Raw genomic sequence first — 16216 nt, 5'->3', positions numbered from 1 at the left:
CTGTCCGCCCAAGGAGCACACAATGACTTTTCGCATCGCCCCCAGTATTTTGTCTGCCGACTTTGCCCGCTTGGGCGAAGAAGTTAAAAACGTCATCGCCGCCGGTGCCGACATCATTCACTTTGACGTGATGGACAATCATTACGTGCCCAATCTGACCATAGGCCCGATGATTTGCGATGCGATTCGCCCGTGGACCGACGCGCCGATTGATGTGCATTTAATGGTCAAACCCGTCGATCGCATCATTCCTGACTTTGCTAAAGCCGGCGCGGATATCATCACTTTCCACCCCGAAGCGTCGGAACATATCGACCGCTCGCTCGGCCTGATTAAAGAATGTGGCTGTAAAGCGGGTTTGGTATTTAATCCAGCAACGCCGCTGCATTACCTGGATTACGTCATGGATAAAATCGATATGATTTTGCTGATGTCGGTGAATCCTGGCTACGGCGGCCAATCGTTTATTCCTGCGACGTTGACCAAAGCGCGCCAAGCGCGCGCGCTGATTGACGCCTACACCGCCAAAACGGGGCGTGAAATTTGGTTGGAAATTGATGGCGGCGTCAAAGTCGATAACATCGCTGCCTGCGCTGCTGCTGGGGTTGATACCTTTGTTGCTGGCTCAGCGATTTATGGTCAAGCCGATTACAAAGCCGTCATCGACCAAATGCGTGCGGAACTCGAAACGGTCAAGCAGGCAACACCATGATTTTGCTACACAATCCGCGTTGCAGTAAAAGTCGCGAAGCGTTGGCAGCACTCGAAGCGCGTGGCTTTACACCGACTATACGCCGCTATTTGGACGAGCCATTGTCTAAAGCCGAAATCGTCGAATTACTAGCGCAACTCAAACTAGCACCGCTGGAATTAGTTCGACAAAAAGAAGAGCTATGGCGCGAAGTGTCGGCGGGATGTGCTTTAAATGACGCTGAGATTGTTGAGCTGTTGGTGCAACATCCCAAGCTGATTGAACGGCCGATTTTGATTTATCAAAATCAGGCGGCAATCGGTCGGCCAGTAGAAAATCTGCTCAATTTATTGAGTAAATAATGGGTATGTGCTTGCAGGCATTAATAATAAATGACTGCAAGCACATACCCAATAAGGAGCTATATGAGCATTCAAGCCATTGCTTTTGATTTGGACGGCACTTTAGTCGATTCGATTCACGACCTCGCACGCGCAGCCAATTTATCGCGCGCTGATTTGGGATTGTCTGCGCTCAATAGTGACCGCGTTGCCAGTTTTGTCGGCGACGGCGCGGCCAGTTTAGTAGCAAGGGTATTGGCTGATAGCCATAATGCAGAATACACCGGCAGCGAGATACAGCTACAGGGTATGGCGCTGTTCAATACGCACTATCGCGCTGGCCTCACGCTGGCTACGACCTTCTATCCAAAAGTACAAGAAACCTTGCATATGCTGCACGAGCGCGGCATGCCGCTGGCGATTATCACCAATAAACCCGAGCGTTTCACCATTCCCTTGCTGCGTGAACTCGGTGTTTTTGAGCATTTTGATGTCATCGTCGCAGGCGACACGCTGCCGAAAAAGAAACCCGCCCCTGAGCCACTGCAATTTGCAGCGCTGCAACTCAATGTTGAATTGGCGAATATGTTGATGGTCGGCGATTCAGAAAACGACATCCTCGCCGCTCGCGCAGCAGGCTGCCCTGTCGTGGCGGTTAGTTATGGCTACGGCAGCGATATCGAATCGCTCGGCGCCGATGAAGTGATTCATCGTTTTGACGATTTGCGTGATTTTTTAGCGCTTAACGATTAAGTGTATTAAAAAACAAGTTCACAAACGAGATCACGAAAAGCACGAAAGAACAGCAAAATTAATAACAACTAAGAAGTGCATCAGCGTATCGCGCTAATAACAATTAAAACCTCGCTTTGTGCGAGGGTTTTTCGTACTTTTCATGATCCAAGTTTTTGAATTTGACGGTACACCTCAGTTCACGCACAATTGCAGCTCACATCGATTCCCATATAGAACTCATTTAACATGGCTTTTTACTCCACACCGACCCGCGAAACTGGTTTTGCAGGACTTGCATGGCGATGGCGTCGCTGATTTCGCGTACGCACGCCCTTCTTGCAATTCAATTGGAGTAATACCCATGATCACTCGTACCGAATTTGATGCCTTGGCCAGCCAAGGCTATAACCGCATTCCGCTGATCCAAGAACTCTTTGCCGATCTCGACACCCCACTATCGGTCTACCTCAAACTCGCCAATCGCCCCTACTCTTATCTGCTCGAATCTGTCGTCGGTGGTGAGCGTTTTGGTCGTTATTCTTTTATTGGCCTGCCTGCGCGTACGCGAATTAAAGTCTGCGGCAATAAAACCGAGCTAATCCATAACGATGATGTGCTTGAAACGTTTGAGGGCAATCCGCTGGATTTTATCGAAAGTTATCAAGCCCGCTTTAAAGCACCGCCAAGCAAAGGTTTGCCACGTTTTATGGGCGGTTTGGTCGGCTATTTTGGTTACGAAACGATACGCTACATCGAACGTAAACTCGCCAGTTGCGACAAGCCCGACCCCATTGGCGCGCCCGATATTCAGCTTTTACTGTCAACCGAAATTGTCGTCGTTGACAATCTAAGCGGTAAATTGTTTTTGATTGTTTACGCCGATCCAAATAAAGAAATGGCGTTTGATATCGCCGAAGCGCGCTTGCACGATTTGCGTATGAAATTGCGCGAACCGGCAGAAATCCCGCTCTCACTGCCGACATCCCATCACGTCGCGCCGGTCTCTGAGTTTGGTGAAGACGCGTTTAAATCTGCCGTTCTCACAGCCAAAGACTACATCAAAGATGGCGACGTGATGCAAGTGGTGCTGGCGCAACGCATGAGCGCGCCGTTTGAGGCTTCGGCGATGTCTTTGTATCGCTCGCTACGCAGCATCAATCCGTCGCCGTATATGTTTTATTATGATTTTGGCGATATGCAAATTGTTGGCGCATCACCAGAAATCCTCGTTCGCCTTGAAGACGACACAGTCACCGTGCGCCCAATTGCCGGAACTCGCCCACGCGGTAAAGATCGCGATGAAGATCTAGCGCTAGAAACCGAATTGCTGGCGGATGACAAAGAAATCGCCGAACACGTGATGCTAATTGATCTGGGTCGTAATGATGCCGGCCGCGTTGCGCAAACGGGTTCAGTAAAACTCATCGACAAAATGATCGTCGAGCGTTATTCACACGTGATGCACATTGTGTCCAGCGTTGAAGCCAAGCTCAAACCGAAACTCAGCGCGATTGACGTACTCAAAGCCACCTTCCCTGCTGGAACTGTCTCTGGCGCACCGAAAGTGCGTGCAATGGAAATCATCGATGAATTAGAGCCCACCAAACGCGGGGTTTATTCTGGTGCAGTCGGTTATCTGGGTTTTAACGGCGATATGGACGTGGCGATTGCGCTGCGCACCGCTGTGGTGAAAAACAAAACACTCTATATGCAAGCCGGTGCCGGCATCGTCGCTGACTCTGTGCCGCAAAGTGAATGGCAAGAAACACTCAATAAAGCGCGTGCCGTGTTACGCGCAGCAGAACTTGCTGAACAAGGTTTGGACGCCTAAGCGCCTGCCACTTATTGAGATCACTCGTGTGCCCGTTGCGTGAAGCGATTTAAGGTCGTGACACGCAGCTGCTCGGCGACCTGCCGATCAAAATATCGGCCCATCACTCGCTCGCCTTGCAAATTGAAATAGCGCGCCTGAGTCTGGATCAAGCTACGCTATTTTCTAGGACTGGATTCTTTCTAGATTTTTTTCAAAATATTTTCTTACTTAAATTAGTAGCCACTTTGTGCTTGCCTTGGAGAGATACCATATAAGCGCTTAAATGCGGTTGCAAAATTTGCCGACGAGTTATACCCCGCATTAAATGCCGCTTCGGTCACTGAAAGGCCTTGCCGTATTTGCTCATACGCCTGCTGCAAACGCAGGCGACGCAAATAGTTTGCAATGCTATAGCCTGTGGCCTGACGAAAATGCACTTGTAATGTCGTGGGATTGCTACCCAAATGTTTCGCCAAGGCAAGCAAAGTCCAATCGACGCTTAAATCGCTATGGAGTAAATCCAGTAACATTTTAATTCGCTGCTGCGCCCGAGAATTTAACGGGCATACCGTTTGCGAGTCCGGTTCTTGTAACGCGATGGCCAATAAGGCCAATGCTTGGCTTTCTTGCTGCAATGCATTCAGCGGATTTAGATCAGATGCCGAATGCAATAAATGAGTTGCAATTTGCAGCATTTGCGCCGATGCCGCATGGTGATGGATTGCTAGTTCTTGTGCTGCTCGCTGCTTTTGCCCTGAGTTAAGCACAATTTGATCCAACCCTGTTTGGGCCAACCATTCTGCACTCGCGGTTAAAACCACTTGTTTTTGCGGGCCGGACTGCATCACTTCACGCCGAAATGGAATCCGTGCCGATGAATCTTGCGTTCTTGGGCGTAGTAAAAGGCAGTTATGCGCAACGCCACCCAGCGCCAAATGAGTTTGATCAAAGCGAAGACCAATTCGCCCCTGCAACATAATGATCAATTTCAAGCCTGAGGAGAGATGACCAGCGCCTGATACGCCGCAATGATAATCAACGTGAGTCGCGTGTAAAAACAGGCCGGGTCTTAACTCCCGCTCCAGAAAAACCCCCTCTAGTACCGGCTGAACCGCACTTTCCCCCCAGAGTGAGTAATGATTTTTATTTTGCTGCCAATACAAATTGGCCGTATCAAGCACCGCTTCTCGTTTTCCCATGATTTGATCTTTTTGCAAATAAAAAATTGTCGTTCACAAACGTTTTGCTTGGCCTGCATTGAGATAATGACAGCATTGTAATGATAACAATTCTCAATTAGTAGTCGGGTTTGTCGTAATGACTGCATTTTTTAGGAACAATTGATATGCCGCAAAATCCTCCACTGCCACTCAAAGTGTTAACGCTGCTGTTGCCACTTTGCTTGGCGACTGAATTTAGTTGGGCGCAAGACGAAACCGTGCTAGAGCCAATTGAAGTAAGCGCAAGCACGCCCACACAAGACGGTGTCATTCAACGCGACGATCTCATTAATCGGCAAGCACAAAATTTGAGGGATATTTTTGTTGCCGACCCAGAAATTAGCGTCGGTGGTGGCGGCAATCCGATTTCGCAAAAAATGTATATCCGCAGTATGGAAGAGTCATTACTCAATCTGAGCGTCGATGGCGCACTGATCAATAGCAAGGTCTATCACCATCAGAGTGCTTTGATTCTTGATCCACAACTGATCAAGCAAGTCGAAGTTGAAAAAGGCACGGCGTCGGCCAGTGCGGGTCCTGGCGCACTGGGTGGCGCAATTCGCTATGAAACCGTCTCGGCACTCGACATGTTGCGCCCCGGACAACAACTCGGTGGCATGCTCACAGGCAGCGCATTTAGCAATGAAGGCTGGCGCAGCAGTGCAAGTGCGTACGGCAAAATCGGCACTCAGGTCGATGCATTACTGAGTGCGACCACGATGCAAACTCGAGATTATCAAGCCGGTAATGGCCAAACCATAGCCAACACATCGACCGAACAATATAACTATCTCGCCAAACTCGGCGTGCAACTAACCGAGCAACAACGCCTGAGCGCTAGTTTTCAACGCAGTAGCGATGAAGGCATCCGCACCGCTCGCGCCAATATGGTTGGCTTTGCCCATCCCGTATTGCCCAATGATGCCATTCCACAAAGTCTAGCGCGCGATACCGCCACTCTGAAATACCAAGGTCAACAATTGGGTTGGCTCGACGGCTTGGATGCCACGCTGTATCGCTCGGAAGTTGATAGCGAACGAACTAGTAAAACAGGTCGTACTTGGGGTGAGACGCTCACGACCACGGGTGCTGATGTGCTGTTTAAGCAAGCGATTAGTGAGCATTTGCTGAAATATGGCCTTAATTGGCGGGAAGAAAAATCGGCTGCAAATCAAATTGCCAATCCATTTGGCTTAACCGGAAACGGTCGAGAAGAAATGAGTGTATTGGGTGGTTTTGTTGAAGGGGAGCTGCATTTTAATACCATCACCCTCACCGGCGGCCTGCGCTACGACGACTACAGCTACACCGATAATCACCAACAGCAGTTTAACAGTGACGGCCTTAGCCCGAGCGCCAGCGTGCGCTGGCAAGCGACTGATGCGCTGCAATTACGCGCGGGCTATGCCAAAGCATTGCGCGGAGTCGGCCTGAAAGAAGCATTTATGCTCGATATCGCACAATGGAAAAACAATCGTCAAATCGAAGCCGAAGAAGCGGATAACAGCGAGCTGGGATTTGTCTACCAGCAAGGCGGCCTGAGTCTGAACGGTAATGTTTATCGCCAAACGATAGACAACTTTATCACCACATTTAGCTGCCCCAGCTCACGAGGCGGTTGCCGTGGCAATCTAGGCTCAGCAACGATTGATGGCTATGAATTAGCTGCGCAATATCGCTGGGGAGATCTATCGCTGGGTTTGAGCGTAGCTGATAGCCGACCTGAACTGGATGGCCGTAAATTTAATGATGGTGATCTGGGCTTGGGCGTTAGCACCGGCCGTACTTGGGTGAGTCGATTAGCTTATCAGTTACCCGCGCAAGGGCTGGAAATGGGTTGGTTGGGGCGTTTTGTTGAGTCGCTGGATTATCAACCCATCGGTACAAAAACTGAGCAAACTAAAGCGGGCTATGGCGTACACGATGTTTACATCAGCTGGAAACCATGGGCCAAAGAGACTTTACGCCTCAATTTAGCCGTGAAGAATTTATTTGATCAGCATTACTACGACCAAGCGACTTATGCCTATAACGGCTGGCAAGGCAAAGTGCTCGGTTATCCAGAACCAGGGCGCGATGTGCGCCTAGAAGCAAGCTGGCAATTCTAAACTCGCAGCACAGCACCACTGCGCGGTCTGGCAGTGGTGTTTTTCGTTCAAAGATTGGAATACGCAATGAAATTCTTCCAGAAACAAACCATCGCTCTATGCTTGGTGAGCTTGCTGAGTGTTGCCGCTCAGGTCTCTGCGGCCACCGTCACCGATCTCGCCGGGCGCACGGTAGCGATCCCAGCCAAGATTGATCGCATCATTTTAGGCGAAGGCCGCATGTTAACTAGCTTGGCGATTTTAGATCGCGAGCTGCCACGCCAACGCATCGTTGGCATGCTGGGCGATTTTGAACAACTTGATCCGGGCAGCTATGCGCAATATCGCAAGGTCTATCCCAATCTCGATCAGGTGGCACGCTTAGGGCGCAGCAGCCAAAGTTTTAGTGTTGAAGAAGCCATCGCGCTCAAGCCACAACTGGCCATCTTTAGCCTTGGCGGTCATGGTCCAAATGTCAACGATCACGCCACAATGCAACGCTTATCCAAAGCGGGCATCAGTGTTATTTATATCGACTTTAATAAAAATCCACTCAAGAACACAGCACTGAGCATCAAGGTATTGGGTCAAGTCCTAGGAAGGAAAAAGGCTGCAGAGCAATACCTTGATTTTTATCACGTAGAAATGGCCAAAGTCAGCCAAGGTTTGCGTCAATTACCGCGTAAAACCAGTGTCTTTTTGGAAAGCCGTGTCGGGCTGAGTCAAGGCTGCTGCGAAACACTGACCAATGGCATGTTAGGGACGTTTATCACCGCAGCAGGCGGCGATAATATCGCCAGTGCGCTGGTGCCAGGCAGTCACGGCACGGTCAGTTTGGAATTTTTACTCAGTACGCAGCCCGACGTTTATATTGGCACTGGCATCGGCAACCCCACTACCGCACGCGATAGCAATAGCCCACGGATTGCACTCGGCGCAGGGATTGATCACGCTACAGCACAAGCCTCACTCAAGCGCGCTTTGGCACGCCCCGGCTTTGCGCAACTGAACGCAGTCAAACAAGGTCGCGCTTTCGCGATTTCTCACCAATTTAATTACAGTGCGGCCAATGTTGTCGCGGTGCAAGCCATCGCCAAGTGGCTCTACCCACAGCAATTTGCCACGCTGAATCCACAAGCCACATTACAGCGCTTTTATCAGCAATTTCAACCTGTCCCATTAGCGGGAACCTTCTGGGTTGCAGGACAATAAGACCGATGGCTTCTCTACAGTTACAAGCAGCGCCATTAGTAGCGCCGCAACCGAACGATCTAGCACAACAATATCGCCAGAAAAATCGCTGGCGCAGCGTGTGTTTGATCGCCCTATTCATCGCTTTAATCCTCAGCCTCGCCACCGATCTGGCAACGGGTAGCGCCAACTATCCTTTGCAGACCGTACTCGCCGGCGTACTCCAACCGAGCACGCTGGATGCCAGTCTGCATGTTGTGATTTTCGACGTGCGTCTACCGTACGCATTAATGGCATTGGCCGTTGGCGGCGCCTTAGGTTTGGGCGGTGCACAATTGCAAACCGTGCTCAATAACCCCTTAGCCAGCCCATTCACGCTGGGCGTCGCCGCTGCCGCAACACTAGGCGCTTCACTCGTCATTGTGTTTGAGCATCATCTGCCTAGCGGTTTGCCACACAATCTCTTGCTACCGATGGGCGCATTTACGGTGGCATTGGCTGCAACTGCACTGATTTTGCTATTGAGCCGTGCTCACGGTGGAGGTAGCGATACGCTGGTGCTGTTCGGTATTGCACTGTTATTTGCCCTTGAGGCGCTGGTTTGGCTACTGCAATTTTTGGCCGATGCCAATGCGCTTGAGCAAATCGTATTTTGGTCTATGGGCAATTTGGGGCGCGCCACATTGCAGCATGTGGCGATTGTCAGTGCCGTATTGCTCTTGTGTTTTGTGCTGGCGATGCGCCGTGCGTGGGCACTGACCTTGCTACGAGGTGGCGCAGTCCATGCGGCAAGTCTTGGCGTGCAAGTCAATCAACTCAGCTGGCGCGTACTCCTTGAAGTCAGCCTCTTAACGGCGGTTGCGCTGGCTTTTGTCGGCACAATTGGCTTTGTCGGTTTAGTCGGCCCACATATCGCACGACTCTTAGTTGGCGAGCAGCATCGGTATTTTCTGCCTGCAAGTGTATTGTGCGGCGCGCTGATGCTGTCCTTGGCCTCGATTGCCAGTAAGAGCTTGATACCTGGCTTATTAATTCCAATCGGCATCGTCACGGCACTCGTTGGTGTACCTGTGCTCATGCTGCTGATTTTACGCAGAAGGACTTAAGGTATGAGCCTGCAAGTATTAGAATTAAACGTCAAGCAAGGCAATACCCAGGTTATTTCTCAACTTAATCTTTTGCCTTTAACGGCCGGCAGTGTGACCGCATTAATCGGCCCGAATGGCGCTGGAAAATCAACACTGATTCATGCGCTCGCTGGTTTATTACCCGCGCGGGGTCAAATCATCTTGCACGGCCAATCGCTGCCGCAATTAGCGCACGATGAACGCTGTCGTCGAGTGGCGCTACTACCGCAAAGCCTACCGCAATCGACAGGCTTAACGGTCTATGAGCTACTGCTGGGCGGCTTACTCACGCTGGGTTTAGCACCTCATGAGGCTGAAGTGCGCATTGCTCGCTATTTGTCGCAGTTACATTTAAGCAACTTGGCCATGCGACCCTTAGCGACCTTATCGGGTGGACAGCGGCAAATGGTGGCTTTGGCGCAATTATTGGCACGCCAGCCAGAGCTATTACTACTAGACGAACCCAATAGCGCCCTAGATCTGCACTGGCAATTGGCCTTGGTGGAAGCCATTCGTACCGATGTACGGGAGCGCAATAGTATCGCGTTACTTGCCTTGCATGATTTGAATCTGGCGCTGCGCTGTTGCGACAGAATCATCGTGTTGCACGATGGCCAATGCGCTGCCGACGGCACGCCGCTCGTAGTGCTAACACCTGCTTTACTTGCAAAAGTCTATGGCATCGAAGGCCGTATCGAGCATTGCTCACAAGGAAAGCCAATGTTTGTGCTGGACCAGATGAGTGCTTGGTCTGTTCAGTAAATAATAAAAGCCGCTACCTGATGGTTTGCGGCTTTTTTTAAGTTTGATTTACTCATCGTGATCTTCATCTTTTCTAATTAATAGAACCGGCACTCGTGATTTATGTAGCAAACTTTCAGAAATACTGCCAAAGATCAGCTGCATAAACCCTGAATACCCATGGGTTCCCATTACAATCAAATCGGCATTGAATGCGTTCGCTGCGTTCAGCAAGGTATCTGCAGGATTTCCACCCCATTCTTCAATGAGGCGCGTTGTGCATTTGACCTCTTGCTGGCTAGCCACTTCGGCGAGTCGATTCAGTAATGCTTGGCTATGCTGGATATTGGTTTCACGTTGCTCATTGTAAGCAGGGAATTCAAACCCAGGTATGACACCAGCAGCAATCGATGAGCGAGCAATATTTTCTACATGGACCAGATGCAGCGTGCTATTCATTAATTTGGCTAGCTCTAAAGCATGCCCGAAAGCCGCTGTAGCAGCCTCGCTATGATCAATAGGAACTAAAATTCGTAGATACATTTTTGTTCTCCGTGCAATAAAAACGACCTTTCCGACCATCGCAGAATAGTTGTTTTCAGTTTAGCCGTTGTAAACAGTCACGGCTCACACCTCTGAATGTATTGCGATCATTTTCTCGGCGCGAATCAGGCAAAATCAGCAGGCTAACGCCATTCAATGGCTTCGAGTCGGAATACGACCGACGACGATCGCACCAATCACCGCCACAACCACCAAAAGCAACTGTAGCAGTGGCTTCCCAGAGAACTGCCAAATCGACAAGCTCGTCATAACGAGCATCAATCCAATCGCACTCCATTTAATACGACGAGAAAGACTACGATTTTGTTCCCAGTCTCTAATCATTGCGCCCAAATATTTATTTGCGAGTAGGCGCTGATGCAGTCTGGTCGAGCCTTTTGCAAAACATGCGGCAGCGAGCAGAATAAAAGGCGTAGTGGGTAAGCCAGGCAAAATAATCCCCAGCAAACCTAACAGCACGGCAAGGATGCCGCAGAGTGTAAATAACACTTGATGAATTTTCGACATAGTTAAATTGTGGCACAGAGGCCAGACTTTGTTACGAAAATCAGCTTGATGACTTTTAATTACGACAACAAAACTCCCATAAATTTCATCATAAATTCGTCTAGACGTCATCGTATTGTCACTTTGGGGTGCGCATAATTGCGCCACATTTAAACCCACTCAGAGACAAACGTAATGAAAAAACTCACCGCAATTTCCCTGCTACTTTCAGCCGCATTAAGCTCAATCGCGATGGCCGATAGCACACTCACCGTGTACACCGCGCTAGAAGCCGATCAACTTAAAGCCTATCAAGCCAAATTTGAAGAAGAAAATCCGAGCATCAAACTCAAATGGGTGCGTGATTCCACCGGCATTATCACCGCCAAATTGCTCGCCGAAAAAGCCAATCCACAAGCCGATGTAGTGATGGGCTTGGCAGCATCGTCGCTCTTGGTATTTGAAAAAGAAGGCATGTTGCAAGCCTATGCACCCAAAGGTGTAGAGAAACTGAGCAAGCAATACGTCGATGACAGCACGCCGCCAACATGGGTGGGCATGGATGTTTGGGGTGCGACGGTGTGCTTTAACACCGTTGAAGCCGCTAAATTGGGCTTAAAAAAACCAGAAACATGGAAAGACCTCACCAAGCCGGAATTCAAAGGCAAGATCGTGATGCCAAACCCAGCATCGAGCGGCACTGGCTATTTTGACGTCAGCGCTTGGCTACAAATGATGGGCGAGAAAGACGGCTGGGCGTTTATGGATAAATTGCACGATAACATGGCGCAATACACCCATTCGGGCTCTAAGCCTTGCAAACAAGTCGCAGCAGGTGAATTCCCAGTCGGTATTTCATTTGAATACCGCGCAGCTAAGCTCAAAGAAGGTGGCGCGCCGATTGATCTGGTGTTTCCAAAAGAAGGCTTGGGCTGGGATTTGGAAGCCACGGCGATTATGAAAGGCACCAAAAACCTCGATGCCGCGAAAAAGCTCGCTGATTGGTCTGCTTCAAAATCAGCCAACGAGCTGTACGAGAAAAACTTCGCGATTGTTGCGATGCCTGGCATTGCCAAACCGAACGCGCACATTCCAGCCGATTACGAAAAACGCCTGATCAAACAAGACCTGCGCTGGTCTGCCGCCAATCGTGACCGTATTTTGGCCGAATGGACTAAGCGTTACGACAGCAAATCTGAACCGAAAAAATAATTAGTCTTCATCTGAATACCGCGCTGAGCGATGCTTGGCGCGGCTATGTTGTTTGAAAAGAAAATAATGACGCTTCGTTTTAATGATCTTCATCCGCTTCTTAATGGCGCAGGGCAAAAACTCTACGGTGGAGAAGCGATCTCTCAATTAGAGCATGCGCTGCAAGCGGCCCATTTTGCCCAATTAGCTGGCGGCGATGCTGCGGCGATTACTGCGGCGCTGCTGCACGATATTGGCCACATTATTTGCGAGCAACAAGAGCACGATGTGGCTTTAGGTATTGATGACCAACATGAATTTGTGGCGGTGACAGTACTAAAAGACTTATTTGATCAACGCGTTTTATTTGCGATTGCACGGCATGTAGATGCCAAACGCTATCTGTGCGCTACAGAAGCGGACTATCTAACTGCTTTATCTCCTGCATCACAAATGTCATTGCAACTACAAGGCGGCGTCATGAACCATGAACAGGCCATGCGATTTGCCGCCAGTAGCTATGCAAAAGATGCGATTTTTTTACGCCGCTGCGATGACCAAGCGAAAGTCGTCGGTCTAGTCACTGCCCCGCTTAACTATTTTCTACAGATTGCCAAAACAATCTGTATCAGCAAGGAGTTGGCATGATTCGCGAATCGACCACCAATCTGAACATCGCCACTGAGCTACAAATTTCTGGCATCCAAAAACAATTTGGCGCCTTTACCGCGCTGCACGATATCTCGCTCAATGTGCAAAAAAGCGAATTTGTATGCCTATTGGGGCCATCTGGTTGTGGCAAAACGACCTTATTGCGGATTATCGCTGGGCTCGAAACCGCTGATCGCGGGCAAATCGTCCAGACCGGCCGCGATATCACACACGCCAGCGCCGCAGAGCGCGATTACGGCATTGTGTTTCAATCGTATGCGCTATTCCCAAATTTAACTGTCGCCAAAAATATCGCCTATGGCCTGAAAGGTCGCGCGCAAGATAAAGATCGACGCGTCATTGAACTACTCGAATTGATTGGCCTACCCGCCATTGCTGAAAAATACCCCGCACAACTCTCTGGTGGTCAGCAGCAACGCGTGGCACTAGCGCGCGCACTGGCTACATCACCGAACCTGTTGCTGCTCGATGAACCGCTATCGGCGCTCGACGCGCAAGTACGCGAGCATTTACGCGGTGAAATCAAAGCGCTGCAGCAAAAACTCGGCGTGACCACCATCATGGTGACGCACGATCAGGAAGAAGCACTAACAATGGCCGATCGCATCGTCGTGATGAATCACGGCGTCATCGAGCAAATCGGCACGCCCGCTGAAATTTATCAGCACCCTGCCAGCCGTTTTGTGGCGGATTTTGTCGGCCATTGCAATTGGTTGCACGCACACGCAGTCGATAGCCATCGCGTTCGTTTGGGCGAAGCTGAATTGAACATCAATAGCGAAACCGCGCTCACCGCAGGGCAAAATCACGAGCTATTTATTCGCCCCGAAGACATCGAGCTACTGCCACAATGGCGCGCAGGCGAGCAACTCGCACTGGGAAAATTACTGCATTTGGAGCTGATCGGCAGCGTCTATCGGCTGCGCCTCTCGGTCGCACTCTGGGCTGGCATTGAATTAGAAGTCGTCATTAGCCATCGCGAATTGGCGCAGCTGCGTTTTGCCGACGGCCAGCTGATTCCGGTGTATTTACCCGCAGAAAAATTGCGCTGCTTTGCACCGGAGCGCGCCGCATGAGCAGCCTCGCCCTACCCGCTCCGATGATAAAAATCCGCAGCGAAACCATCGCTTGGGGCTTAGCCGGACTCGCCGTGCTAATTTTGGTCGTCATTTTAGGCGGGCCTTTACTGGCGATTTTAAGCCAAGCCTTTTTCGATCCCAAAGCCAACGTTTGGGGATTAGGCTCAGTCCGTGCGGTTCTGAATTCACCCAGCTTATTGCAAAGTCTGGTCAATAGTCTGCAAGTCGCACTAACCAGCACCGCCATCGTGATTCCATTGGCATATCTCTATGCAGCGGCATTAACCCGCTCGACGATGGCAGCCAAAGGTCTATTTCGGATGCTGGCGCTAATTCCGCTGCTCGCGCCATCGCTCTTGCCTGGGATTGCGCTGGTGTATTTATTTGGCAATCAAGGTCTGCTCAAATCTTGGTTTCCGGATGGCAGCATTTATGGTTTTTGGGGCATTGTCATCGGCCAAGTGTTTTTCACATTCCCACACGCGATGATGATTTTGCTCACCGCGCTGCGCGTTGCCGATGGCCGCCTGTATGAAGCGGCGACCTCACTGGGCGCTGGCAAAACACGGCAATGGTTGACTGTCACCCTGCCTAGCGTGCGCTACGGCCTGCTTTCGGCGGCGGTGGTGGTGTTTACTCTAGTTGTTACCGATTTTGGCGTGGCGAAAGTGATCGGCGGGCAATTTAATGTGCTGGCGCTGGAAGCCTACAAACAAGTGATCGGCCAGCAAAATTTCTCGCGCGGCGCGGTGATTGGCCTCTTACTACTGGTGCCCGCGATTCTGTCTTTTGTGCTCGATCATTACTCGCAAAAAAAGCAGCAAGCGATGCTCAGCGCCCGCGCGCAGCCGATGCAAGCCGCGATCAGCACGTGGCGAGATCGCGCTGCCTTGATGTTTTGTGTGATTGTGAGCGGCGCTTTACTGGCGATTTTAGGCACGGCGATTGCCGCTGCGTTTATTAAATTATGGCCCTACCAAATGCAACTCTCGCTCAGCCATTTTAATTTCGACGATGTTGACGGCGGTGGTTGGGCGGCGTTTGCTAATAGCTTAAAAATGTCAGCGTGGACGGCGCTATTTGGCTCGATTTTGGTGTTTGCTGGCGCATGGCTGACCGAAAAAGTCGCCGCCTGCCAACCGTGGCGGCAAGCGCTGCATCTGCTCGCGATGCTACCCATGGCCGTTCCTGGCTTAGTGCTCGGCTTGGGCTATGTATTTTTCTTTAACCACCCGCAAAACCCACTCAATGGCCTGTACGGCACGATGGCGATTTTGGTGCTGTGCTCGATCGCGCACTTTTACACCACCGCCCATCTGACCGCCGTCACGGCATTGAAGCAACTCGACAAAGAATTCGAAGCCGTCGCCGCCTCGCTCAAAGTGCCATTCTGGATCACCGCTTGGCGCGTCACCTTGCCAATTTGCCTACCCGCTTGCTTAGAAATCGCCCGCTACTTTTTTGTCGCCACGATGACCACCGTTTCAGCCGTCGTATTTATCTACACACCAGAAACGATGCTGGCGTCGGTTTCAGTGCTGAATATGGACGACGCGGGCGACACTGCGGCTGCGGCAGCGATGGCGACGTTGATTGTCGCCAGCTCAGCAGTCGCATGCGGGCTATTTGCTGTGATCAGTCATTTTTTGCAGCGGCGCAGTCAGAATTGGCGGATTAAGTGATGGGTATATTGCTGTATCAATTAAATGGCAATGCCTACAGAGCAATACTGTACGACATATTTAGTGCCTGCGGCACAGCGTTTTACAGTCGCAATCCGCGACGGGGACTTACTTTTCTTGAACGGCCAAGAAAGTAAGCAGGCCGCCCTAGTATCTGCGTCCGACTTCGTCGGATGCCCTCGCTGCGGACAATCGGCAAGGCGTCGGGCTTTAACAAAACAGAGCCCGCCGAAAGCCCCTTGCCGCTTGTTCCTCGCTCGGCTTGATACAAGGGATTTTCCGCAGCTCGACGAGGTTTGAAATTTGTAGATGTATTGCCATCTAAGCTTTGTTAAGCAAAGGCTGGAGGCAGATACCTGAAAAGAATAATCGACATTCAGGGTTGCTGTTGATGCTGTGCCACGCTCGTTGAGCTGGGGCTTAAAACCCCCGTCTAAGCGCACCGAGTGAGGAAGAGAGACAAACAGCTTTATCGTTTGGCTCACGACTGACCGAGGGCATCGGGGACCGATGCGCGCCCGGGTCGCCTTTCTTTGCTTACTTTCTTTGGCGAAGCAAAGAAAGTCAGTGCCGCGCGGCATGAGCGCGACTCAGAC

The 16216-nt window shown here is 50.7% G+C and carries 15 protein-coding genes; 12 read left to right on the top strand and 3 right to left on the bottom strand.

Annotation, left to right across the window (positions count from 1 at the left end):
* Positions 1-22 precede the first annotated feature (22 nt).
* The 4 genes from rpe to trpE all read left to right on the top strand — a co-directional run bounded on the left by rpe (position 23) and on the right by trpE (position 3598).
* Positions 23-712 (top strand): ribulose-phosphate 3-epimerase, encoded by a 690-nt coding sequence (rpe, locus tag Q320_RS0100625; RefSeq protein ID WP_027467386.1) that lies wholly within the window; start codon positions 23-25, stop codon positions 710-712.
* Positions 709-1053: an arsenate reductase (glutaredoxin) gene (gene arsC / locus Q320_RS0100620; protein ID WP_027467385.1), complete on the top strand. Its 345-nt coding sequence runs from the start codon at positions 709-711 to the stop codon at positions 1051-1053. The genes rpe and arsC overlap by 4 nt, the downstream gene beginning before the upstream one ends.
* 63 nt (positions 1054-1116) lie before the next feature.
* Entirely contained in the window at positions 1117-1785 is a 669-nt protein-coding gene (locus Q320_RS0100615; protein WP_027467384.1) for a phosphoglycolate phosphatase, read from the top strand.
* A 343-nt stretch (positions 1786-2128) separates the two neighbouring features.
* Positions 2129-3598: an anthranilate synthase component I gene (gene trpE, locus Q320_RS0100610; protein WP_035851571.1), complete on the top strand. Its 1470-nt coding sequence runs from the start codon at positions 2129-2131 to the stop codon at positions 3596-3598.
* Positions 3599-3813: 215 nt separating this feature from the next.
* Here trpE and Q320_RS20485 read toward each other — a convergent pair whose 3' ends face one another.
* On the bottom strand, positions 3814-4779 hold the full coding sequence (locus Q320_RS20485) for a helix-turn-helix transcriptional regulator (RefSeq protein WP_051534346.1): 966 nt from the start codon (positions 4777-4779) through the stop codon (positions 3814-3816).
* Between the two features lie 146 nt (positions 4780-4925).
* Between Q320_RS20485 and Q320_RS0100595 the strand changes: the two genes are divergently transcribed.
* The 4 genes from Q320_RS0100595 to Q320_RS0100580 all read left to right on the top strand — a co-directional run bounded on the left by Q320_RS0100595 (position 4926) and on the right by Q320_RS0100580 (position 9967).
* Entirely contained in the window at positions 4926-6908 is a 1983-nt protein-coding gene (locus Q320_RS0100595; RefSeq protein WP_027467382.1) for a TonB-dependent receptor domain-containing protein, read from the top strand.
* A 66-nt stretch (positions 6909-6974) separates the two neighbouring features.
* Positions 6975-8099 carry an ABC transporter substrate-binding protein gene (locus Q320_RS0100590; protein WP_027467381.1) on the top strand — a complete coding sequence of 375 codons (1125 nt, stop codon included), beginning with the start codon at positions 6975-6977 and terminating at the stop codon, positions 8097-8099.
* 5 nt (positions 8100-8104) lie between these two features.
* Positions 8105-9184: a FecCD family ABC transporter permease gene (locus Q320_RS17870; protein WP_035851568.1), complete on the top strand. Its 1080-nt coding sequence runs from the start codon at positions 8105-8107 to the stop codon at positions 9182-9184.
* 3 nt (positions 9185-9187) lie between these two features.
* Complete coding sequence (locus Q320_RS0100580) at positions 9188-9967, top strand: ABC transporter ATP-binding protein (RefSeq protein WP_027467380.1); 780 nt, start codon at positions 9188-9190, stop codon at positions 9965-9967.
* 48 nt (positions 9968-10015) lie between these two features.
* Here Q320_RS0100580 and Q320_RS0100575 read toward each other — a convergent pair whose 3' ends face one another.
* Positions 10016-10489 (bottom strand): universal stress protein, encoded by a 474-nt coding sequence (locus Q320_RS0100575; protein WP_027467379.1) that lies wholly within the window; start codon positions 10487-10489, stop codon positions 10016-10018.
* 153 nt (positions 10490-10642) lie between these two features.
* Positions 10643-11017, bottom strand: a complete 375-nt coding sequence (locus Q320_RS0100570; RefSeq protein ID WP_027467378.1) for a YbaN family protein — start codon at positions 11015-11017, stop codon at positions 10643-10645.
* Between the two features lie 174 nt (positions 11018-11191).
* Between Q320_RS0100570 and Q320_RS0100565 the strand changes: the two genes are divergently transcribed.
* The 4 genes from Q320_RS0100565 (at position 11192) to Q320_RS17865 (ending at position 15620) form a co-directional block, all read left to right on the top strand.
* Complete coding sequence (locus Q320_RS0100565) at positions 11192-12208, top strand: putative 2-aminoethylphosphonate ABC transporter substrate-binding protein (RefSeq protein ID WP_027467377.1); 1017 nt, start codon at positions 11192-11194, stop codon at positions 12206-12208.
* Positions 12209-12274: 66 nt separating this feature from the next.
* Complete coding sequence (locus Q320_RS0100560; RefSeq protein WP_027467376.1) at positions 12275-12835, top strand: HD domain-containing protein; 561 nt, start codon at positions 12275-12277, stop codon at positions 12833-12835.
* Positions 12832-13935 (top strand): putative 2-aminoethylphosphonate ABC transporter ATP-binding protein, encoded by a 1104-nt coding sequence (locus Q320_RS0100555; RefSeq protein ID WP_035851565.1) that lies wholly within the window; start codon positions 12832-12834, stop codon positions 13933-13935. Before Q320_RS0100560 ends, Q320_RS0100555 begins: the two co-directional genes overlap by 4 nt.
* On the top strand, positions 13932-15620 hold the full coding sequence (locus Q320_RS17865) for a putative 2-aminoethylphosphonate ABC transporter permease subunit (RefSeq protein ID WP_035851562.1): 1689 nt from the start codon (positions 13932-13934) through the stop codon (positions 15618-15620). The genes Q320_RS0100555 and Q320_RS17865 overlap by 4 nt, the downstream gene beginning before the upstream one ends.
* The last annotated feature ends 596 nt before the right edge of the window (positions 15621-16216 follow it).

Origin of the sequence: Deefgea rivuli DSM 18356 (assembly GCF_000620145.1) — a bacterium.
GTDB classification, from domain to species: domain Bacteria; phylum Pseudomonadota; class Gammaproteobacteria; order Burkholderiales; family Chitinibacteraceae; genus Deefgea; species Deefgea rivuli.
Note: the sequence above shows the minus strand (reverse complement) of the source record. Positions and strands in the feature narration are given on the sequence as shown.

Excerpts from the sequence above, each read along its gene's own strand:
- rpe (WP_027467386.1), top strand. The coding sequence starts at position 23 with ATGACTTTTCGCATCGCCCCCAGTATTTTGTCTGCCGACTTTGCCCGC.
- arsC (WP_027467385.1), top strand. The coding sequence starts at position 709 with ATGATTTTGCTACACAATCCGCGTTGCAGTAAAAGTCGCGAAGCGTTG.
- Q320_RS0100615 (WP_027467384.1), top strand. The coding sequence starts at position 1,117 with ATGAGCATTCAAGCCATTGCTTTTGATTTGGACGGCACTTTAGTCGAT.
- trpE (WP_035851571.1), top strand. The coding sequence starts at position 2,129 with ATGATCACTCGTACCGAATTTGATGCCTTGGCCAGCCAAGGCTATAAC.
- Q320_RS20485 (WP_051534346.1), bottom strand. The coding sequence starts at position 4,779 with ATGGGAAAACGAGAAGCGGTGCTTGATACGGCCAATTTGTATTGGCAG.
- Q320_RS0100595 (WP_027467382.1), top strand. The coding sequence starts at position 4,926 with ATGCCGCAAAATCCTCCACTGCCACTCAAAGTGTTAACGCTGCTGTTG.
- Q320_RS0100590 (WP_027467381.1), top strand. The coding sequence starts at position 6,975 with ATGAAATTCTTCCAGAAACAAACCATCGCTCTATGCTTGGTGAGCTTG.
- Q320_RS17870 (WP_035851568.1), top strand. The coding sequence starts at position 8,105 with ATGGCTTCTCTACAGTTACAAGCAGCGCCATTAGTAGCGCCGCAACCG.
- Q320_RS0100580 (WP_027467380.1), top strand. The coding sequence starts at position 9,188 with ATGAGCCTGCAAGTATTAGAATTAAACGTCAAGCAAGGCAATACCCAG.
- Q320_RS0100575 (WP_027467379.1), bottom strand. The coding sequence starts at position 10,489 with ATGTATCTACGAATTTTAGTTCCTATTGATCATAGCGAGGCTGCTACA.
- Q320_RS0100570 (WP_027467378.1), bottom strand. The coding sequence starts at position 11,017 with ATGTCGAAAATTCATCAAGTGTTATTTACACTCTGCGGCATCCTTGCC.
- Q320_RS0100565 (WP_027467377.1), top strand. The coding sequence starts at position 11,192 with ATGAAAAAACTCACCGCAATTTCCCTGCTACTTTCAGCCGCATTAAGC.
- Q320_RS0100560 (WP_027467376.1), top strand. The coding sequence starts at position 12,275 with ATGACGCTTCGTTTTAATGATCTTCATCCGCTTCTTAATGGCGCAGGG.
- Q320_RS0100555 (WP_035851565.1), top strand. The coding sequence starts at position 12,832 with ATGATTCGCGAATCGACCACCAATCTGAACATCGCCACTGAGCTACAA.
- Q320_RS17865 (WP_035851562.1), top strand. The coding sequence starts at position 13,932 with ATGAGCAGCCTCGCCCTACCCGCTCCGATGATAAAAATCCGCAGCGAA.